We start from the raw sequence: 19,080 nt of genomic DNA, 5'->3' as shown, positions 1-19,080 counted from the left end.
CTTCGCTGAATTTACTTCTTCGTGCGTGGGTTGCGCAGGAAGTACAACCGCCCGTCTTCGGCGCCGCCGAGGAAATCGGGTACGCCGTCCCCGTCGAAATCAACGACGCTCGGGCTGACGTCGTGGCCCTCGATGTTCCGTTTCGCCAATGCGCCGGCGTTCTTGAACACCCAGGTACCGTTCTTCTCACCGACCTGCTGCAACAAGTCCGCGTTCGCGGAATTCAGGAGAAAATCGAACTTCCCGTCCCCGTTCCAGTCCGTCACGCACAACTTCCGGCGCCCACTCTTGCCCGCCGCGTTCGGGTTCGGCCGGAGCGGTTCCCCGTTTTCGGACACGAACGCGCGACGCGGAGGAAGCAGCACCAACTTACCGGCGCGTTTGGCGCGCTCGAAGAGCGCGAGGTAGCCCTCGGTGTCGAGTACCGCGAGATCGGGCAGCCCGTCGCGGTTGAAGTCGAACGCGACCGGCGTGGTGCGCCACTGCGTCAGGAGCGCGTTCCCTTGAGGTTTGCGCCAGCCCCATGCGAGTTCAGGAGACGGTTGCTCTTTCGGCCACGCCACCTCGATCGGGCGCGGGGCGCTCAGTTTCGGCGCCGTGCGCGTGCCGACGTTCTTGAGCCACACGACTTCGCCGAGAATGCTATTCAGCACGATGTCCGGGAGTCCGTCTGCGTCCCAGTCGGCAACACTGAACGTGGTATACCCCCACTTCGCTTCGGCCGGTCCCTGAATGCTGCCGTTGGGACCGGCCGTCACCCGGAACGGCTTGCCATCGACCGTGAGGCGCTTCGGTGTGGCCCATTTCGGGTTTGGTACACCCGGCCCGCTCAGGTTCTCGAAGAACTCGATGTACCCCGCGGTGTTGCCGCTCAGAATGTCGAGATCGCCGTCACCGTCCCAGTCCGCGGTTACGGGGGTCGCGAGCGCGCCGCATTTGAGCGCGTCCGCCTGTTGCTGGAAGTACACCGGGCGCGCGAAGACCGGCACGCGGTCCGCGTCCAGGCGCCCGGTGTTCTCCACGAGCGCTACGCGCCCGTCCTCGTCGCCGACGATGAGGTCGAGATCACCGTCCTTGTCCCAGTCGAACGCGATCGGCACGATCATCTGGAGGTCCATCGCGAGAGGCACACCCGCAGCATCTTTCAACCGCCGGCCCGGAGCGTATTTCGGCTTCGTGCGCGTGCCGATGTTCTCGAAGTAGGTGAACCCGTCAAGGAACTCACCGCACAACAGATCGAGATCCCCGTCACCATCAAAGTCCGCGAAGTTCGGCGTGGGGCACCCGAACGTGTCGACCGGCTTACCGCCGGCTTCCACGCGGAACGGATCGGCGAACGTTCCTCCATCTTTCGCGAGGAAAACGAACACGAAGCCGTGTAACGGGCCGTTCTGCCACTCGCCCTTCGCGTTGTACGCATCGTCCCAGCCGTAGAAGCTCCAGTCCTCGATGCCCACGACTAAGTCGGGTCGCCCGTCGCCGTCGTAGTCCGCGAAGCGCCACTGGTTGTGCCGCACCTTCGGGCCTTTGGGCTGCTTCCCCTCCGGCTTGTAGAAGTTTTTGGGCACCGACAGCGGTCTCACCTCGGTTAGCCCCTTTGTGATGAAGTTCGGGTGCTCGGTGCCGGGTGTGAGAACCCGAAGTTTGCCGTCCACGAAGGACGGCATGACGTAGTGCGCAGCGCCGCTGAGTTTCCGCGCGGGTTTGAAGACGGGGTGCTTGTTCTTGGCCGTGTCGCCGGTGACGTTCTCGAAAAACCACACCCCGTTCGAGGGTTTGTCGGGGCACGAGACGATGAGGTCGAAGTCGCCGTCCCCGTCCGCGTCGCACGGTACCGGCCACGCCCACAACCCCACTCCCAGGTCGACCACGAGGCCGGGATGGTTGTACTTCAGCGGTTCCAGTTCATCGGCGTGGAGGGCATTGGGAACGAGGGAGAGTGCGAAGAGTGACAGTAGCGTGCGCATGTGCTGCTCTGGGACCAGGTCGTTCCCGGCTCGGGCCACCGAGCGCGGGTCCGCGACGCGCCCCAAGTGTCGCCATTCGGTAGACCGCGCTCAACGTTTTTTCGGTTTCAATGGGACGAACTGGCCGATGAATGAATGGCATGACTGCGAGGACGAACCGCACGGGGCTTACCTCACCCCACCATTCAGTACCGTCGTGTACCGAAACAACGCGAAAGAGTCGCAACTTCGGGCAAAGAATGTGTGGTCTTGCACGATGATTAATTGCCGGCGCGGTTCGCCGGGGCTGTTCGGGCACCATCTTTTGCGGGGCGATACCATGAGCGACGACACACGGACCGACAACCCGCACGGGACGCGGGCACACGAGATGCGCCCGTCGGGTGGAACTCTCGGCGGCACTTCGGAAGGGCAACACCCCGCGGCCACCGCCGAACCGATGGTGGCGAGCGTTCACTACACGGTTGAGTGGGACAGCAACTGGTCCGAGTGACGCACGGTGAGTGGCCACGGCCGCACAGCCCAAGTTGAATCACCACGGCCAGAACACTCACGCCCGATGCGCCTGCCCGTGACCGAAACGGAGCGGGCGCGTCGGGCGGTGATAGTTCAGCACATCAGCAACTCTTCTTGTTGCGTAGCCCCACCACACCAGAGCGCGGAGTACACGTCACGCGGTACTGCTTGCGGCCGCATCGAATATGCAGACGACGTGGAGGATGACGGCCACGGGAAGAGTGAGAAGCCCCATGCAGCAAATGTACATTCCAACGAAACTACCCGCGTAAACGCAGTCGATCACGAAAAACCATACGAGCCCTCCGAGAACCTGGCTCTTATACACCTGGCCCAGTCCGGGGATGATGAAGCTGAGGGCCGCGGCAATTCCGGGGTTCCACGCCCGCTGCCGCTCACGGGCCAATTCTTCGTCAACGAATTCCCCGCAGAACCGGCACTTGAGCGCGCGGGCCGAGATCACTTCCCGGCAGTAGGGGCACGGTCTCGTCCGCGATCGCGCGTCCCGGTCGATTCCCCGGTGCCGGGCGTCTTCTCGCTTGACCAGTTCCTCTTCCATCGCATCGAGCAAGTCCGCTTCGCGCGCCCGTAACGCGACGATATCGTCCCTCAACTGCCTGCGCTCGGTTTCCAGTACCCTGTCATTCCGGGGCCACAGTACCAGGACCGCGCTGGCCCCGAGTGCGGACAGGAACGCGATCCCCGCGAGAGCCAACCCGTAAGTTGGCCCCAACTTCGCGATCAGCGACACGGCGAGCGTAACGAACACGAACAGGGCCGCGAGAATCAGGGCCGCACACAGTCGTTCCACCGGTCCGGAGCCGAAGTGTACCAGGTCGAAGCCCCTGCGGGCCGCGCGACGTATTTCCACGGACCGCAAGAGTCGGGCGCGACGGCGAAGGCTCTGACGGACGCGCTGGAGTTCGGTCGGCATTGGGCGCAGTTCCAGAATGGGGATCGAAATCGTGCTGTTGTGCAGGTTCGCACCACATTTACTATGTACTGTGACATTAATTGTGGAGATCATTAATCTTGCGGTCGATGGTGCGATCGGTGCCGCTTGGTGTGGGTAGCTCGGGTGGAGAGCAATCGTGACGGATCTTGCCGTGCATTGGGACGGTCAGCGGGTCGGCCGTATTGTCGTGTCCCAGCGCGACGGGAACTGCGTGTTCGGTCGATTCGTGCCCGAAGCCGGGTTCGAGGTGTGTCGCGGGGCCTTTGAAGAAGCCCATCAGGGTGACGAAGAGTACCAGCGCGAGGTGGCCCGAACCGGTGACGTCTTCGCCGACCGGGAGCGGTTCTACGCGGCCGTAGCCGCTCTCACGGCCCGAATCAGTCTGCCGGAGACGGGCCGGGAGGTCGAAGAATTCCATGTTTTTGCCGACGATACAGTCGAGATTTACCTGTACGCGCCGGATAATTGACTCGTCGCCTTGAGGCCCGCGGAAACGACCAAGCGTGCGGGGCGCCGACCGCGCCGGGCGCCACTACGATGTGATGGAGCGGGTTCCGCCCGCCGAAACTCACCGCGAACCGCGAGGCCCACCGTAATGTCCTCTCCGCGACTGGCCCACAACGTGTTCTTCAAGTTGAAGGATCCTGCGCCCGCCAAGGTTCAGGAACTGGTCGACGCCTGCAAGAAGTACCTGAACGTGCAACCCGGTATCGTGTTTTTTGCGGCCGGTTCTCTGTGCGCGGAACTCGACCGCCCGGTGAACGACCGCGACTGGCACGTCGGGCTGCACCTGGTGTTCGTGGACAAGGCGGCCCACGACGCCTATCAGGACGACGCGACGCACAACAAGTTCATTGAAGAGAACAAGCCGAGCTGGGCCGCCGTTCGGGTGTTCGATTCACTGGTGTGAGTTCCCCATGTCCGAAATGACCCGCCTGCAACCGCACGAAGTCGCGAAGTTCTTGCGCGCCTACCGGTTCATCGGCGGCCGGCTCCGCGCCGTGAAGGTGGTCCACAAGGGCGCGCGTGTGGTGACCGTAGAGTTCCACACGCGCGTGCGCGAGGCGATTACGGATCTGGGTAAAGACCCGCGCCACGTGCGGCTCCGCTTGCGGCTCAACGGCGTGGAAGAGTTCCGCTTCCAGATGCGCCCCTCGCAGCCCAAGTCGAAGATCACCGACGCCCGGATCGGTTACCACAACGGCCTGTTCTACGTGACCCTCGACTCGATCGGCCTGGAGCCGGGCGAGACGGCCCAGGTGTTCGACTTCCGTGCCAGCGAGGTCTTCGCCGCGGGCCGCGAGCTGTTCTGGGAGGTGGCCACCAAGGGGTCGGCAGAAGGCGACGCACCGAAGCCCTGAGTGGCCCGTAGCAAAGTGCCGACGAGCAAGCCCTTCTTGCGGCCGGAATCGCGCCCGAGCCCCGCGGACTGCGCTTCCGAAACTTCGCGGGTCACACTGTGACGGGGCCGTTCTCGAGCCCGCGCTCGTTCTATCGGGACCATCGTTGGTTCTCCATTACTCGGACGCTACACTGAACCCGGTTCTGAGCGCCGGTTCGTTCATCACGGTTCCGCGCGCCGCACATTCAAGGTTGCCCGCCTGCCCCGGAGTTCCCGTGAGCGAACCCGTCCCGAGCCCCGCGCCCCGCGCGACCGCCCCACCGAGCGCCGACTTAGAAATCAAGGACGCGCAACTCATTTTCTCGGCGGTCTGGGCCGACCTGTTGGAGCACCACGCCGGCGACGTGCGGTTCCCGAACGAGTTCATTTGGCTCGGGGGGCGCCCGGGGCGGGGAAGGGCACCAACACGCCGTTCATCGCGCGCGCACGCGACATCACCGCACCGCCCATCGTCATCAGCAGCCTCCTCACCGCGCCGCAAGCGGTCGCGCTCAAGAACGCGGGCCAGATGGTCGGGGACCGTGAGGTCATCGCGCTGTTGCTCGAAGAACTACTCGACCCGCGGTACCGGGACGGCGTCATTATTGACGGGTTCCCGCGGACCAAGGTCCAGGTGGAGTTCCTGAAACTCTTCTACCACGCGATGCTCGATCTCGGGGGGCGCGACGACTCGACCCAGGACGCGAACAAGCCGATGTTCCGCATCGCGCTGCTGTTCGTCACGGAAGAGGTGAGCGTCGAGCGCCAACTGAAACGCGGGCGGGTGATCCGGGAACACAACCGGCAGGTGCGCGAGTCCGCGGTCGGGGAACTCTTGGAAGAGCGCGTTACGGACCTCGACCCGGGGCTGTGCCGGAAACGGTACAAGGGCTTCAAGGACACGACGTTCGAGGCACTTCAGTCGCTGCGCCAGATCTTCCACTTCCACTTCATCGACGCCGAGGGCGACCTGCCCGAGGTGCAGCGCAATATTGTTCGGGAGTTTGCGTACCAAAGCTCGCTCGAACTCAGCCCGGAAGTGTTCGCGCTGATCCAGAACATCCCGATCGCGACCCAACTGGCGCGGCACGCGCGGCAGGAACTGGTGCGCCGGTTGGAGCAGTACGGGCGCGAGAACCCGGACCTGTTTCGGGGCGTGGTGGAACTGATCGAGTCGAAACTGCTCCCGATCGTCCAAGCGCACGCGATGTCCGGGCACGCGCAGATCAACAGTGAAGAGGCGCTGCTCGATGAACCGGTGGCGCTGCGGATGATGATCGATGTGTTCTCCGAGCGCGGGTTCCACGTAACCGTGGACATCCACCGGATCGACGTGCCCATGCGCGTCGACCCGCAGACGTGGGAGATCATTTGTCGGACGAAGAAAGTGTTCCAGATCGAGATTCGGTACCCACCGTCTGACATCCGCCGCGGACACTGACGGATCGTGAGTTCGGTTGAAGATACCCGAGCTCGCGGGTGGTTTATACCCGCGAGCTTTGTCTTTGGTGCTTTGTCAGTAGTGGAGCGACAATTTTGGACGTGACGAAATACCGACGCGCCAGTGGCGAATAATCGACACTTCGACACTTTGTCATGTCGGGCAGATGCAGTAACCGCGAGTTTTTGAAGAGTGCTTCCGCAAATCGGATTGTGGCATCGGACTTGCACTTGCGCACTAACCCACCTCTCCTTGTCACTCCATTCGCCTCAAGGCTGTACACGTTATGTCCGCTCAGCCCACGAAAACGCGATCGGGCTTCACGCTCATTGAGTTGCTGGTGGTAATCGCAATCATTGCGATTCTCATTGGACTGTTGTTGCCGGCCGTGCAGAAGGTTCGCGAAGCGGCGGCCCGGATGAAGTGCAGTAACAATCTCAAGCAGCTCGGGCTCGCGCTGCACACCTACCACGACGCCAACGATCGCTTCCCGCCGTACTACCCCGCCGGGTTAGCGTCCACGGACCCGCGCAGGTACACCGAAAACTGGTCCTTCGTTCTGCTCCCCTACATCGAGCAGGACAATATCGCCAAGCAAACGATTCCCACCCGGGCCGACTACTTCACACTGGTCCGCCCGCGCGTGATTCCGACGTACATTTGCCCGAGCAACACGCAACCCACAACCGTCACGAGCGGGGTCAACGTCATCGCTTTGGGGAGCTACTTGGGTGTCACCGGGCGCCAGCGGAGCGACTGGAAGGCGTCTCCTGCTGGGTTCGGCATCGACACCGGGATCATGGCCGTGACGGATTTGACCGGGAAACCCGTGAAAATCAACTTTTCGTCCGTAACCGACGGGCTGAGCAACACGGTCGCGTTCGCCGAGCGCCCCGCAGCCAAGGACTTGCAGTGGGGGTGGGTAATGGCCGGATCGCCGAACCTCGATAGCATCGGTTGGGCGCAGTACACGTCGGCCGATACCGCTTCTCTCGGGACCAGTGACTCGGTCGGGGCGTGCCCGTTCCCGATGTACTTCCAGGCTCCGGCCTCGCCGCCGCGCCAGTGCGACGGGTACCACTTCTGGTCGTACCACACCGGCGGGGGGAACTTCGCGGTGGCGGACGGCTCGGTTCGGTTCTTCCAATACTCCGCCGGGCCGACGGTTATCACCGCCATGTCCACGCGCGCTATGAGCGAGGTGATCTCCGAATGACCCGATTCATCCGACCTGCTGTTCTGATCACGGTCTTGGCACTTGCCGGGTGCGGCGAACCGACCACGGACGTGTCCGGCAAAGTGACTTACAGGGGTAAGCCGGTGGCTTTCGGAACGGTCGTCGTTCTGGACGCCGCGGGCGCGCCGAAGTCGGGGCAGATCCAACCCGACGGCACGTACCGGGTCAGCGGGGTGCGCCCGGGACCGGTGAAGGTAGCCGTGTCCAGTCCACCTCCACCGGGGTCCGAGCCGTCACGCAAATCTGCTGGCGGGCGCGACGGCGACGACGACAAGCCCCCGCTCAACATCCCCCCGGCAGCGCCGGAGGTCATCAAGAGCTGGTTCCCGATTCCGGACAAGTACGGCGACCCGAATAAGTCGGAACTCACGGGCGAGGCGAAGTCCGGTCAGCCGCTCGACATCGACCTGAAGTGATCGTGGTACCCACACGAGGGAGAGTCGGATGAACAGAACCGTACCCGCGCTCGTGTGGGTTGTTTTTGCTCTGGCACTGGTGCCCGCAATCGGGCGCCCGGTGCCCGCCGAACCTGCCGGCACAACGTCTGATCCGATCATCGACAGCAAAATGACCGCTGACGAAGCCTTTGAGGGCCTCGACCGCCGCTGTCCGAAGGATCTCCGCGAGCGGCAAAAGATCGTTACCGTGACGTACTGGGGTTTCGACGAGAAGGTCCACCGCGGGCAACTCGTTGTGGACAAGGATCTGGAGAAAGACATCGTCGAGGTGTTCGAGGTCGCGCTAAAGGAAAAATTCCCGATCCGGTCCGTGATCCCGGTTTCGCACGCGAAGTTCCGCAAGAACGAGAAGTGGGACGATGACCTGTCAATGGCCGCGAACAACACCTCCGCGTTCAACTATCGCGAGGTGACCGGCGGCACGTCGCTGTCGAAGCACGCCCTCGGGCGCGCGATCGACATCAACCCGGTGCAGAACCCGTACATCAAGGGTAAAACGACCCTTCCGCAAGACTCGAAATACGATCCGAAGGCTCCCGGTACACTGACCGCCGATCACCCATTTGCCAAGGCGTTTCTCGCACGCGGGTGGGAGTGGGGCGGAAACTGGAAGTCGCTCAAAGACTACCAGCACTTCGAGAAACCGGCCCCGCCCGCCAAGTGACGCGGGCGAGCCACAACGCTTGAGATTATTCATGATTGCCCCCCTGATCCGCACATTGCCGGTCCTGGCTCTCGTTGCGATTGCCGGTTCTGCGGCGTTCCCAATTGCGCCTCCAACGGTGTCCGCGTCCGAGCGCGCGGAATGGATTCGTCCGGCGGCTCTCCGTGTGGGCGACACGATCGCGTTTGTGGCCCCTGCGGGTCCGGCGGACGCCGAGAAGGTCGCAAAGGCGAAGGAACGGTTCGAGAAAATGGGGTTCAAGGTGAAAGTCCCCCCAACTCTTACCGCACGCAAGGATCGGTACTTGGCCGGCTCCGACGAGGACCGAGCCGCGGAGTTCAACGCGGCAATCAAGGACAAAACGGTTCAGGCTGTGTTCTCGGTGAAGGGCGGGTACGGTTTGACGCGCATCCTGGACCGCATCGATTACACCGCGATTCGCGAGAACCCGAAGATCATCGTCGGGTTCTCGGACCTGACCGCGCTTCACCTCGCGGTCGCGAAAAAGTGTCGGGTGATCACGTTCCACGCCCCGATGCCGCAGTACGGCCTGTACCGCGACGACGAGGGGTTCGGGTACTCGTCCGAGGTGTTCTGGCGGACCGTGCGCGCGGACCTGTACCCGAAGGGCGAGAACGGGTACGCCGTTGCGCTGCCCCAAAACGGGCCGAAGCCGCAGCGCCTTGTGGCCGGCAAAGCGAAGGGCCGACTGGTGGGCGGTAACCTGACACTGGTCGGCGCGACGATGGGCACCCCCTACGAGATCGAAGCGGAGGGTAACATCCTGGTGCTCGAAGACACGGGCGAGAAGGCGTACCGCATTGACCGGGTGCTGTCCCAGCTGAAGTTGGCCGGGTTACTCGACAAGTTCGCCGGGTTCGTTTTGGGAACGTTCGACGGATCGGACGAGAAGGAGCTGGATACCGTGATCCGCGAATACTTCGGGAACCGGAAAGTGCCGGTGATTACCAACTTCCCGATCGGCCACACGCCATTCAATGCGACCCTCCCGCACGGCGGGCTGATCGAGATCGACGCGGACGCACTGACGGTCCGTGTGCTCGAAAATCCAGTTGCTTTGGACGCGAAACGGTAAACGACGAAATGCAGAAGGTGAAGAAGTGATTCGGGCCGCCTGGTGCGGCCCATTTTTGTTTGAACAGCCCGTCTACTTGCTCGAAGTGTGGAACTTCGCTTACAGGCACTCGCAGGCGGTGAACGCGCAAACCTTGTGCCCCGGCTTGCCAGGAGCCGCGAGCCTCATCCTTCAGTCGGGAAGGCGCGCACGGTGAGTTCCGCCACGCGCCGCAGTTCGTCCGCGGATGCTCCACTCGCAGCTTGCACAGCAAGTCCATTCAACACCGTGGCGATGTATCGAGCGAGAGTTGTGCAGTCCGTTCCCTTGGGCAGATCGCCTTCTGATACTGCGCGCTCGAATCGGGCGCGGATCGCCGTGAACCCGGCTTCTCGGTATTCGGTTAGCGCGCGCCGAATCGGTTCCGCATCGTCACCACATGCTAGGGCACCTTGCACGACCATGCACCCGCGCGGCTTACTCGTGTCGGTCACGAGTTGCACTGCTCCGCACAACAAACGTTCTGCCACTTTTCGAGCGGTCGGCTCTGCCAGTGCCAAGTGAACGAACGCGATCGGGCCGGTTTGGTAGCGTTCCAGCGCTTTACGGAACAACGCTTCCTTGTTTCCGAATGCCGCGTAGAGGCTGGGGCGGTTAATCCCCATTGCCCGGGTCAGGTCCGGAATCGTCGCGCCTTCGTACCCGTGGCGCCAGAACACTTCCAGCGCGCGATCAAGCGCTTTGTCGGTATCGAACTCGCGCGGACGCCCCATATCGCACCTCACGGAGAAAATTTTGGGGGCGTGAAAGGCTCAGACATCAGTATTGTACTCCACGGTACACAACGTTCCAAAAGGAGACGGTCATGTCCGGCAAGCTGAACGGTAAAGTCGCGGTGGTGACGGGAGCATCGAAGGGCATCGGGGCCGAGATCGCCCGGCGACTCGCTGCCGAAGGCGCAGCGGTCGTAGTGAATTACGCATCCAGCAAGGCGGGTGCGGACAAGGTCGTGGCCGACATCACGAGCAAGGGTGGCAAGGCCGTCGCGGTCGGCGGGGACGTGTCGAAGAAGACGGATGCCGAGGCAATCATCGAGGCGGCGATCAAGAACTACGGCCGCCTCGACGTGTTGGTGAACAACTCCGGGGTGTACGAGTTCGGCGCGATCGAGCAAATCACCGAAGAGCACTTCCACCGCCAGTTCAACATCAACGTCCTCGGGCTCCTCCTCATCACACAAGCCGCCGTCAAGCATCTGAAGGCGGGCGGGAGCATCATCAACATCGGGTCGGTGGTCGCCCGTATCACCCCGCCGCAAAGTGCCGTCTACACCGGAACGAAGGGGGCGGTGGATGCCATCACCGGGGTGCTGGCCAAGGAACTCGGAGCGAAGGGCATCCGGGTGAACGCCCTGAACCCCGGGCTGATCGAGACCGAGGGGACGGTAAGCGCGGGCGTCATCGGTTCGGAGATGGAGAAGGAGACGGTGAAACAGGCCCCGCTCGGCCGCGGCGGGAAGGTTGATGACATTGCCAAGATCGCCGTGTTCCTCGCCTCCGACGATTCCGGCTGGCTGACCGGCGAGCAACTCCTCGCGAGTGGCGGTGTTCGCTAATGGGTAGTTGAGGAAGGTCAGTAGTCGCCAGTTGTGAACAAGACGTTCACAACTGGAGCGAAGAGTCGTGTTTCGTTTGAAATAATTTGTCTGCAACGTGTTAGGCCAGCGGTACGATCACTTTGGCCCCGGACGAGTGCGTCATTTCCAGTAAGGCGCCCGTGGCCGCGGCCCCGACCAGACTGTATAGCATGAACCGCCCGTCCTTTTGAGCGGTCACCATCCCGGCCGATTTCAGGATGCTGAGGTGGTGCGACACGTTCACCATTTCGGTCTGACACTCGCGCGCGAGCATCGTCACGGTCTTCTCGCCGGCCGCTAGCGCGCGGATCAGCGCGAGGCGCGTCGGCTCACCGGCAGCGGAGATCCAGTTGGCCTGCGACTCGAGGGCGGAGGTGGGTTTCGGCATTGGCATTTTGTGGGGTTTGGGGTGGGTGGGACCGAGCTCGCGGTGCCCCCGCTTCGGGGGGCGTACAAGTTCAGGTGGCCCGCGCAGCGACTTCTCTGTCAGTTGAACCTGTCGGGTGAGTGCCATCAAGTGCAACACCGTGTTCCGCGGTGACTTTCTGGGGCACACCGGCAGAAGGTTCCGACCTTTCGTGTTATTAATACGACTTATGAGCCGATATACGAACAGAAGAGTACGGGGAGGTCGTTCCATTTGCCTGTTTGAGACAGATTGTAGGTTTTATGTCACTCAGACGCACCTCGAATGCTGAACAAAATCTGTACAATTAAAATTTTGTGAGTGTGAGTGAGTCGCTAAGCTGCGCGCTGTGGTAGGATCGTCACCGTCTCGCAGCAGAGTGTACCGCGGTAAATCGCCGGTCTTTCGGCACGCGGTTCGCATTGCGCCTGCGATCTTACCTGTTCGACATACCGGCGCCCTGTCGGTACGAGCCACTCACCGGCCGGGATTGCCGATGCCCCAACTTTCTGCGCTCGATCTCACCATTATTGCGGTTTACATTCTCGGGATGACGCTGCTCGGCGTGTGGTTCACTCGCGCCCAGAAGGACTTGCGCACGTATTTCGTGGGCGGGCGCAGCATCGGCTGGTTCATGATCCTGGTCTCGATCGTGGCCACCGAGACCAGCGCGGTCACGTTCTTGAGCGTGCCCGGGGTCGCGTTCAACCCGGACGGCGGGAACCTGACGTTTCTGCAACTCTCGTTCGGTTACATCATTGGTCGGTGCGTGGTCGCGTGGCTACTGTTGCCGCAATACATGAACGGCGAGTTGTTCAGCGCTTACGAGGTACTGAAGCAGCGGTTCGACCCGTCCGTGCAGCGCGTCGCGAGCGGCTTGTTCCTCCTGACGCGGACCGTGGCGGACGGGTTGCGCATCTTCCTCACCGCGCTGCTGTTGCAGTTCGTCTTGGGCGGCATCGGTCCGGCGATCGTGGTTGTGGGTGTGGTCACGATCGTTTACACCTACCTCGGCGGTATGAAGGCCGTCATCTGGACCGACCTGATTCAGTTCGTCATCAAAATCGCGGGGGCCGTGCTTGCGGGGGTCTTCGTGCTGAAGTTGCTCCCGGGCGGGTGGGACCAGTTTCTCATTGAAGGCGAAGCCGCGGGCAAGTTCAAAGTGATCGACACGGTCTTTAAGCCGACGGTCGCACTGAACATCTGGGCCGGACTCATCGGCGGTGCGGTGTTCTCGATGGCGAGTCACGGGGCCGACCAACTCATGGTGCAGCGCTATCTCTGTGCGCGGTCGCTGGGGCAGGCACGGTTCGCGCTCGTTGCGAGCGGGTTCGTGGTCTTCGTGCAGTTCCTCCTGTTCCTGTCGGTCGGCGTCGCGATGTTCCTGTTGAACCGGTCCGGCGGGTTCGATTTGCCGAAGGGCGTGCGGAACGACGAGGTATTCGGCCTGTTCATCGTGACGAAGATGCCGGTGGGGGTAGTGGGGATACTTGTGGCGGCGGTGCTCGCGGCGGCGATGTCCACGCTGTCGTCGTCGCTGAACAGTTCCGCGAACGCCGTTGTGACCGATTTCTATCGCCCACTGCGCCCGGGCCACTCGGAGCGGTGGTACGTGATGCTGTCGCGCGTCATGACCGCCGTGTGGGGGATCGCACAGATGGCGGTGGCTTACGGCACGTACAAGTTCGGCGGGAACAAGAGTGTGATCGATCGGGTGCTGGAGGTCGCAGGGCTTACGATGGGGTTGCTGCTCGGGCTGTTCCTCCTCGGCACGATGCGAAAGTTGGTCGCATCGCGGGCCGCGCTCGCCGGGCTGGTGTGCGGGTTCCTGACCGTTTTTGCTCTTTGGTTGCCGTCGACCGGACTAACGGCCGGTCTTCCGGGGTGGGCGCCGGTGTTTTATAAGGAACCCCTGCTCGCGTTCCCGTGGTTCGCACCCATCGGGGCCGGAACGACGATTCTGATGGCTGTTATTTGGGACTGCATCTTGGGGCGTAGTTCAAAATCGTAAAAATAGATTGAGTATTTCGAGCAGACACGAATTATCTATTAATGTCAATGAACGCGGTGACGGACTCGAAGGGCCGCAAGTTTCGAGATGAAAGTTGGCCGGTGGCGTCAATGAGCGGAATGATTTTTGGCCCGCTCGTGAGTTTCGGCCTACCTCACAAGATTGCCCTGTGCGGCATGCCTGTTGCATAGCCGGAACGCATCGACTCCGGTAACTCGAACGCGCTGCGGCGACCATTTGATGGTCGGTTTAATCAATGGATCACCTTCAAACCGAAGCACGGAACCCCGCATCGTCCGAACTGGACGAACTCTCCGCGCTTCAGTTCGTCCGGTTGATGTGCGCAGAGGATGCGAAAATCATCCCGGCCGTTGCTTCGCAGGCGGAAGCAATTGCCCGAGCAATCGAAGTAATCACCGATCGGTTGCGCGCCGGTGGGCGGCTCGTTTATATTGGTGCCGGCACATCCGGGCGGCTCGGCGTTCTCGACGCAAGTGAGTGCCCTCCCACGTTTAACGCTCCGCAGGGGCTTGTGGTTGGCCTCATTGCGGGCGGACCCACAGCACTCACGAACGCGATCGAAGGGGCCGAGGATCGCTCGGACCTTGCGCTCAACGACCTCGCCGCGGTTTCCCTAACTGCCGCGGATGTTCTGGTCGGGATCGCGAGCAGTGGACGCACGCCGTATGTTTTGACTGCCATTAATCATGCGCGAAAGCTCGGTGCGTTCACAATTGGGCTGTCGTGTAATCACGATTCGGAAGTGAGCGCGTGCGCCGACCTCGCGATTGCGCCGGTGGCCGGTCCCGAGATCCTGAGCGGCTCCACGAGGTTGAAGGCTGGCACCGCGACGAAGCTCGTGTTGAACATCCTCAGCACCGGCGCAATGGTCCGGCTCGGCAAGACTTACGGCAACCTGATGGTGGATCTGCGTGCGACCAATGAGAAACTGAAAGTACGCACCAACCGCATCGTCCGCGAAGCGACCGGACTAGACCAATCCGCGGCAGATGTGCTCCTCAATAACTGCGGGCGCGAACTCAAAACGGCTCTCGTTTCGCAGTTGGCCGGCGTTTCGGCGGATGAAGCCCGCGAACGCTTGCGAAAGGCGAATGGCTTGGTTCGCGCTGCGGTCGGCACGAACGGCAAAAACGGCAAACACCACGGTAACGGTAACGGACACGCGAAGACGAACGCGGAACAACTCGTGCTCGGTGTCGATGGCGGCGGAACTAGCACGATCGTGTTGCTCGCGGCACGAACCTCGGACGGGTGGAAATCGCTGGGTCGCGGGGAAGCGGGGCCGTCGAACCGCCACGCGGTCGGCACTTCCAGCGCGCTCGCAGCCCTTGATGAAGCGACCACGCGGGCGTTCGCGGCGGCGGGTCGGTCGCGGCAGCCGGTTCGGGCCGCGTGTCTCGGGTTGGCCGGGGCCGGGCGTCCCGGGGACCAGGAAATTGTTCGCGAGTGGGCTGCTCGTACTCGTTTGGCTGAAACTGTTGATGTGATTGAAGATGCGGCGCTGCTGTTGGCCGCTGGCACGCCAAACGGGTCCGGGGTCGCCATCGTAGCCGGCACCGGGTCGATGGCGCTTGCTCGTTGCCCGGACGGTCGCACGGCGCGATCGGGCGGGTGGGGGCCGCTCCTCGGTGACGAGGGGAGCGGTTACGCGATCGCACTCGCTGGCCTCCGCGCCGCGGCGCGTTCCGCTGACGGGCGCGCACCGGTTACCCCGCTCACCGATCGCTTGCTCGCAGTGCTCGGTTTGAAACGCCCTCAAGAGTTAGTTGGTGTGGTTTATCGCGGGGGCGATCGGGCCTCGCTCGCCGCACTCGCGCCGGTCGTGCTGGAAGCCGCCGAAAGCGGTGATCCGGTTGCAGATGCGATTGTTCGTGAGGCCGCGTGCGAACTAGCCGCTGCTGCTGCTGCTGCCGCTCGTGCGCTCGATCTGGGGGCTTCGTTCCCGATCGCGCTCGCGGGCGGGTTACTCGTTTCTGGTCCCGGTTACTGCGAACGGTTTTTGGCTGCTTTAACGGATCGCGGTCTGTCCGCGGCTCCCGTAACGCTCGTCCGCGAACCGGCGGAAGGTGCCGTTCGCCTTGCCCTCGACCGCATTTCCGTTCCCTCCTGAGAGATCTGCCATGCGTCGGTATCTGGTCGGGCTAATTGCCCTCGGCCTCTGCGCGCCCATTTCTAGGGCCGCAGACGGGCCGCCACCGCTGAAACGCGAGTTCCGCGGGGTTTGGGTCGCTACCGTCTCGAACATCGATTGGCCGAGCAAGCCGGGCCTTCCTGCCGAGAAGCAGAAAGCGGAACTGATCGCGATTCTCGACAAGACGGTGGAACTGAAACTCAACGCGGTCATCTTCCAAGTCCGGCCGATGGCCGATTCGCTCTACGAATCGAAACTGGAGCCGTGGAGCGAGTACCTGACGGGAACGATGGGCAAATCGCCGGGTTACGACCCGCTCGCGTTCGTGGTCGAGGAGGCCCACAAACGCGGTTTAGAGCTGCATGCGTGGTTCAACCCGTACCGCGCACGACACCCGTCGGCCAAATCCGCCGCGCCCGCTGACCACATCACCAAAACGCGGCCGGACCTCGCGAAGCCCTACGGCACGCACTACTGGATGAACCCGACGAACGTTGAGGTACAGGACCGCTCGGTCGCGGTCGTCCTCGACGTGGTGAAACGTTACGACATCGACGGCATTCACATCGACGATTACTTCTACCCGTACAAGGAAAAGGGCGCGGACGGGAAGATCATCGCGTTCCCCGACGACGACACCTGGGAGAAATACCAGAAGGCCGGCGGAAAGCTGGCTCGCGACGATTGGCGGCGCGATGCCGTAAACACCTTCGTGCAGAGGATGTATACCGAGACGAAGAAGGCGAAGCCGTGGGTGAAAGTGGGAATCAGCCCGTTCGGGGTCTGGCGCCCGGGGTATCCCGCAGGCATTGCGGGTTTGGACCAGTTTGCGGACCTCTACGCGGACGCCAAATTGTGGCTCAACGAGGGGTGGGTCGATTACTTCACGCCGCAACTCTACTGGCCGATTGCTCAGGAAAAGCAGAGCTTCCCGAAGTTGCTCAACTGGTGGGTGGGTGAAAATACTAAAAACCGGCACCTCTGGCCGGGGTTGTACACGAGCCGCGTGACGGGGCAGGAGAAGAGCTGGCCCGCGAAGGAGGTCACTGATCAGATCGCGATCACCCGGAAGCAGAAGAGCACGGACGGCACAATCCACTTTAGCATGAAGGCCCTTGTGCGCAATTCTGGCGGGGTCGCGGACGAGTTGAAGAAAACCTACGAGGAACCCGCACTCGTGCCAGAAACGCCGTGGCTCGCTCAGGGAAAGCCCCCCGCGAAGCCGGATGTGACCCGCGACACGGTCGACGGTAAGCCGGTGCTCCGCGTTAAGGCGGCTGTGGGAACGCGATTCGTCGTTCTGCGGACACAGACGGGCGAGACATGGACCACGAGCGTTCACGGCTTGTCGGCCGATGAGACCGCGACTCTTCCCACCTCGGAGAAGAGCCGCGTGGTAGCCACTGTCCTCGACCACACGGCACGCGAAAGCGCCCCGTGCGTCGTGAAGTAACGGGTTACTGTGCTTTTGGTGCGGACGCGAAATCACTGGCAGACATCTGCTTGGTCGTCGTGTTCTGGAACAACACCCACCCACCTTCGGTGGGTGTTTTCTTTTCGTATGCGATCACGTTCGTCGGTCCGGATGCGGCTTCGCCTTCGCCACCGATCTTCGCGCCCCAGACGACGACCACTTCGCCCGATTGCACAGCTTGAAACCCCAGGGGATAGCCGTTTTGATACTTGGTCAGGTCCGCGACCTTCTTCGGCCCCTTACCGGCCTCTCCGCTGTACATCTGGATGAGACCGCCCACTTCGTGCAGGACCGCGTCCGCTCCGGGGCCTTGTGACGTCGATTGACTCTGATTCGATGAACAGCCGACGAGTGTGAGTGTGCCGAGGAGGAACAATACGAAGCGACTCATTGAGAAGGACTCGAAAGGAAGTAGGGAAATAAAATCGCCCGCGGAACGTTCCGCGGGCGTGTGGTATTCAGAGCACATTTACTCCGAAACGACTTCGCCGCCGGCCCGCGTGCCCATCGCGCGCCAGTTCGTGAACGAGATCGATTCGTTCACGAACCGCACGCTCCCGTCGGCCATGCATGCGTTCGCCCCACCGGTGTGGTAGCTGCTGGCCGCGATGTGCATGGACGCGAACGACGTGCTCCCGCAACTGTACCGTTGGCCGGTCGGTGACTTTTTGTTCCAGTTGACCGGCAGGGTGTGGGTGAACACGAAGTTCGACGGCAGGTTTCGGTAATACTGGTAGCCGACGTACTTGATCGAACTGCTCCAATTACTGCCGTCGACGCACATGCTGATCGTGGTTCCGTCGGTCTCGTTGTACCCGGTGTTCCCGCTATTGATGATGACCGTGGCGTGGTCGCGGATGCCGCTGGCCGCGTTGTACAGGGTCGTCGAGCGCATCACCTCGGCGAACATGACCGTGTTACTGGTCCCGTCGGATACGCCCAGAATCGAGATCCCCTTCATCGTTTGGCCGGCGGAAGGGTACGGGATGGAAAAGATCCCGTCGTTCACGCCACCACCCCCACGGTAGCCGGCGTAGGCCCCGAGCGAACCGAAGTAGTTCTGCCGTCCGGCCCCGAAATACGTTTCGCTCGAAGCGTCCGAGGGGCACAGGAACACGGGCACGTCGCCGGCGCGGGCCGCGGCATTGGCCCCGGTGAGTGCCGGAATTGAGGAGTGAATCGCGGCGTCACTGTTCACGTTGTAGTTCATGTTGAACTGGTTGAACTTGTTCGCCTGTTCAAAGTACGGCAGCAACAGGGCTTGCAGCGGCGCCCCGGACGACACCGTGCTACCCGCGATGACAGTGGTGTGTTGAGTGGGCGGGAGCGTACTGTTCGTCGATTCGTAGTTGTGTGCGGCCAGTCCGAACTGCTTTAAATTGTTTTGGCACTTCATGCGTGCGGCGGCCTCGCGCACCTTTTGAACCGCCGGCAACAACAGACCGATCAAGATGGCAATGATGGCTATTACGACTAACAACTCGATCAATGTAAACCCGCGACGCGAACGCGACATGGCGACCTCGGATGAAGAGAGTGATTTCAGAGGCTTTATCCCCTTAATGCACGTCGCGTACCAATGAGATCACTGACCCGAAATGTGAGCGCGTTTTGAGGAAACGAAGAGTGAAGTGTTGCGATGAGGTAACGAGTGTTGGTCCGGAGGAGTGTGACAGAACTGTCGTGTCGAAATGCGTGTCGGCGTGT

General features: G+C 62.1%; 19 protein-coding genes and 1 pseudogene. 14 read left to right on the top strand and 6 right to left on the bottom strand.

Translation table 11 applies throughout. From position 1 onward, the window contains the following. Positions 1-11 precede the first annotated feature (11 nt). Positions 12-1,967: an FG-GAP repeat domain-containing protein gene (locus tag VT84_RS22115; RefSeq protein ID WP_082843371.1), complete on the bottom strand. Its 1,956-nt coding sequence runs from the start codon at positions 1,965-1,967 to the stop codon at positions 12-14. A gap of 319 nt (positions 1,968-2,286) precedes the next feature. Here VT84_RS22115 and VT84_RS38770 point away from each other — a divergent pair, with 319 nt between their 5' ends. Next, entirely contained in the window at positions 2,287-2,460 is a 174-nt protein-coding gene (locus VT84_RS38770; protein WP_157469705.1) for a hypothetical protein, read from the top strand. A gap of 177 nt (positions 2,461-2,637) precedes the next feature. Here VT84_RS38770 and VT84_RS22105 read toward each other — a convergent pair whose 3' ends face one another. Beyond that, complete coding sequence (locus VT84_RS22105; RefSeq protein WP_052552079.1) at positions 2,638-3,417, bottom strand: hypothetical protein; 780 nt, start codon at positions 3,415-3,417, stop codon at positions 2,638-2,640. 157 nt (positions 3,418-3,574) lie between these two features. On the opposite strand from VT84_RS22105, the gene VT84_RS38765 reads away from it, so the two are divergent. The 8 genes from VT84_RS38765 (at position 3,575) to VT84_RS22065 (ending at position 9,715) form a co-directional block, all read left to right on the top strand. Next, a complete protein-coding gene (locus VT84_RS38765; RefSeq protein ID WP_157469703.1) occupies positions 3,575-3,907 on the top strand; it encodes a hypothetical protein in 333 nt (110 codons plus the stop codon). A gap of 126 nt (positions 3,908-4,033) precedes the next feature. Continuing rightward, positions 4,034-4,348, top strand: a complete 315-nt coding sequence (locus tag VT84_RS22095; protein ID WP_052552074.1) for a Dabb family protein — start codon at positions 4,034-4,036, stop codon at positions 4,346-4,348. A gap of 7 nt (positions 4,349-4,355) precedes the next feature. Then, complete coding sequence (locus tag VT84_RS22090; RefSeq protein WP_052552071.1) at positions 4,356-4,799, top strand: hypothetical protein; 444 nt, start codon at positions 4,356-4,358, stop codon at positions 4,797-4,799. Between the two features lie 408 nt (positions 4,800-5,207). Continuing rightward, entirely contained in the window at positions 5,208-6,260 is a 1,053-nt protein-coding gene (locus tag VT84_RS22085; RefSeq protein WP_239465438.1) for a nucleoside monophosphate kinase, read from the top strand. A gap of 286 nt (positions 6,261-6,546) precedes the next feature. Continuing rightward, on the top strand, positions 6,547-7,476 hold the full coding sequence (locus tag VT84_RS22080) for a DUF1559 domain-containing protein (RefSeq protein ID WP_082841014.1): 930 nt from the start codon (positions 6,547-6,549) through the stop codon (positions 7,474-7,476). After that, positions 7,473-7,913: a carboxypeptidase-like regulatory domain-containing protein gene (locus VT84_RS22075; RefSeq protein WP_082841013.1), complete on the top strand. Its 441-nt coding sequence runs from the start codon at positions 7,473-7,475 to the stop codon at positions 7,911-7,913. The genes VT84_RS22080 and VT84_RS22075 overlap by 4 nt, the downstream gene beginning before the upstream one ends. A 28-nt stretch (positions 7,914-7,941) precedes the next feature. Continuing rightward, on the top strand, positions 7,942-8,619 hold the full coding sequence (locus VT84_RS22070; protein WP_052552061.1) for a M15 family metallopeptidase: 678 nt from the start codon (positions 7,942-7,944) through the stop codon (positions 8,617-8,619). Between the two features lie 31 nt (positions 8,620-8,650). Then, positions 8,651-9,715: an LD-carboxypeptidase gene (locus tag VT84_RS22065; RefSeq protein WP_082841012.1), complete on the top strand. Its 1,065-nt coding sequence runs from the start codon at positions 8,651-8,653 to the stop codon at positions 9,713-9,715. A 164-nt stretch (positions 9,716-9,879) separates the two neighbouring features. Here VT84_RS22065 and VT84_RS22060 read toward each other — a convergent pair whose 3' ends face one another. Beyond that, a complete protein-coding gene (locus VT84_RS22060) occupies positions 9,880-10,467 on the bottom strand; it encodes a TetR/AcrR family transcriptional regulator (protein ID WP_052552055.1) in 588 nt (195 codons plus the stop codon). 92 nt (positions 10,468-10,559) lie between these two features. Here VT84_RS22060 and VT84_RS22055 point away from each other — a divergent pair, with 92 nt between their 5' ends. After that, positions 10,560-11,309: a glucose 1-dehydrogenase gene (locus tag VT84_RS22055; RefSeq protein WP_082841011.1), complete on the top strand. Its 750-nt coding sequence runs from the start codon at positions 10,560-10,562 to the stop codon at positions 11,307-11,309. A 100-nt stretch (positions 11,310-11,409) separates the two neighbouring features. Here VT84_RS22055 and VT84_RS39705 read toward each other — a convergent pair whose 3' ends face one another. Next, on the bottom strand, positions 11,410-11,718 hold the full coding sequence (locus tag VT84_RS39705) for an ArsR/SmtB family transcription factor (protein ID WP_162271806.1): 309 nt from the start codon (positions 11,716-11,718) through the stop codon (positions 11,410-11,412). A 514-nt stretch (positions 11,719-12,232) separates the two neighbouring features. Between VT84_RS39705 and VT84_RS22045 the strand changes: the two genes are divergently transcribed. The 4 genes and pseudogenes from VT84_RS22045 (at position 12,233) to VT84_RS22035 (ending at position 17,352) form a co-directional block, all read left to right on the top strand. Beyond that, positions 12,233-13,747 (top strand): sodium:solute symporter family transporter, encoded by a 1,515-nt coding sequence (locus VT84_RS22045; RefSeq protein ID WP_082841009.1) that lies wholly within the window; start codon positions 12,233-12,235, stop codon positions 13,745-13,747. 256 nt (positions 13,748-14,003) lie between these two features. Then, positions 14,004-14,882 (top strand): annotated as a pseudogene (gene murQ / locus VT84_RS42365) (N-acetylmuramic acid 6-phosphate etherase); the annotation flags it as partial. A gap of 72 nt (positions 14,883-14,954) precedes the next feature. Further along, complete coding sequence (locus VT84_RS42360; RefSeq protein ID WP_410000404.1) at positions 14,955-15,878, top strand: N-acetylglucosamine kinase; 924 nt, start codon at positions 14,955-14,957, stop codon at positions 15,876-15,878. 10 nt (positions 15,879-15,888) lie between these two features. Beyond that, complete coding sequence (locus VT84_RS22035; RefSeq protein WP_052552045.1) at positions 15,889-17,352, top strand: glycoside hydrolase family 10 protein; 1,464 nt, start codon at positions 15,889-15,891, stop codon at positions 17,350-17,352. A gap of 4 nt (positions 17,353-17,356) precedes the next feature. Here VT84_RS22035 and VT84_RS22030 read toward each other — a convergent pair whose 3' ends face one another. Next, a complete protein-coding gene (locus VT84_RS22030; RefSeq protein WP_052552044.1) occupies positions 17,357-17,764 on the bottom strand; it encodes a hypothetical protein in 408 nt (135 codons plus the stop codon). Positions 17,765-17,842: 78 nt separating this feature from the next. Beyond that, entirely contained in the window at positions 17,843-18,889 is a 1,047-nt protein-coding gene (locus VT84_RS22025; protein ID WP_052552042.1) for a DUF1559 domain-containing protein, read from the bottom strand. Positions 18,890-19,080: the final 191 nt, after the last annotated feature.

The sequence above is a fragment of the Gemmata sp. SH-PL17 genome (genome assembly GCF_001610855.1).
GTDB lineage: Bacteria > Planctomycetota > Planctomycetia > Gemmatales > Gemmataceae > Gemmata > Gemmata massiliana.
Note: the sequence above shows the minus strand (reverse complement) of the source record. Positions and strands in the feature narration are given on the sequence as shown.

Coding starts and splice junctions, on each gene's coding strand:
- VT84_RS22115 (WP_082843371.1), bottom strand. CDS start 1,967: ATGCGCACGCTACTGTCACTCTTCGCACTCTCCCTCGTTCCCAATGCC.
- VT84_RS38770 (WP_157469705.1), top strand. CDS start 2,287: ATGAGCGACGACACACGGACCGACAACCCGCACGGGACGCGGGCACAC.
- VT84_RS22105 (WP_052552079.1), bottom strand. CDS start 3,417: ATGCCGACCGAACTCCAGCGCGTCCGTCAGAGCCTTCGCCGTCGCGCC.
- VT84_RS22095 (WP_052552074.1), top strand. CDS start 4,034: ATGTCCTCTCCGCGACTGGCCCACAACGTGTTCTTCAAGTTGAAGGAT.
- VT84_RS22090 (WP_052552071.1), top strand. CDS start 4,356: ATGTCCGAAATGACCCGCCTGCAACCGCACGAAGTCGCGAAGTTCTTG.
- VT84_RS22080 (WP_082841014.1), top strand. CDS start 6,547: ATGTCCGCTCAGCCCACGAAAACGCGATCGGGCTTCACGCTCATTGAG.
- VT84_RS22075 (WP_082841013.1), top strand. CDS start 7,473: ATGACCCGATTCATCCGACCTGCTGTTCTGATCACGGTCTTGGCACTT.
- VT84_RS22070 (WP_052552061.1), top strand. CDS start 7,942: ATGAACAGAACCGTACCCGCGCTCGTGTGGGTTGTTTTTGCTCTGGCA.
- VT84_RS22065 (WP_082841012.1), top strand. CDS start 8,651: ATGATTGCCCCCCTGATCCGCACATTGCCGGTCCTGGCTCTCGTTGCG.
- VT84_RS22060 (WP_052552055.1), bottom strand. CDS start 10,467: ATGGGGCGTCCGCGCGAGTTCGATACCGACAAAGCGCTTGATCGCGCG.
- VT84_RS22055 (WP_082841011.1), top strand. CDS start 10,560: ATGTCCGGCAAGCTGAACGGTAAAGTCGCGGTGGTGACGGGAGCATCG.
- VT84_RS39705 (WP_162271806.1), bottom strand. CDS start 11,718: ATGCCGAAACCCACCTCCGCCCTCGAGTCGCAGGCCAACTGGATCTCC.
- VT84_RS22045 (WP_082841009.1), top strand. CDS start 12,233: ATGCCCCAACTTTCTGCGCTCGATCTCACCATTATTGCGGTTTACATT.
- VT84_RS22035 (WP_052552045.1), top strand. CDS start 15,889: ATGCGTCGGTATCTGGTCGGGCTAATTGCCCTCGGCCTCTGCGCGCCC.
- VT84_RS22030 (WP_052552044.1), bottom strand. CDS start 17,764: ATGAGTCGCTTCGTATTGTTCCTCCTCGGCACACTCACACTCGTCGGC.
- VT84_RS22025 (WP_052552042.1), bottom strand. CDS start 18,889: ATGTCGCGTTCGCGTCGCGGGTTTACATTGATCGAGTTGTTAGTCGTA.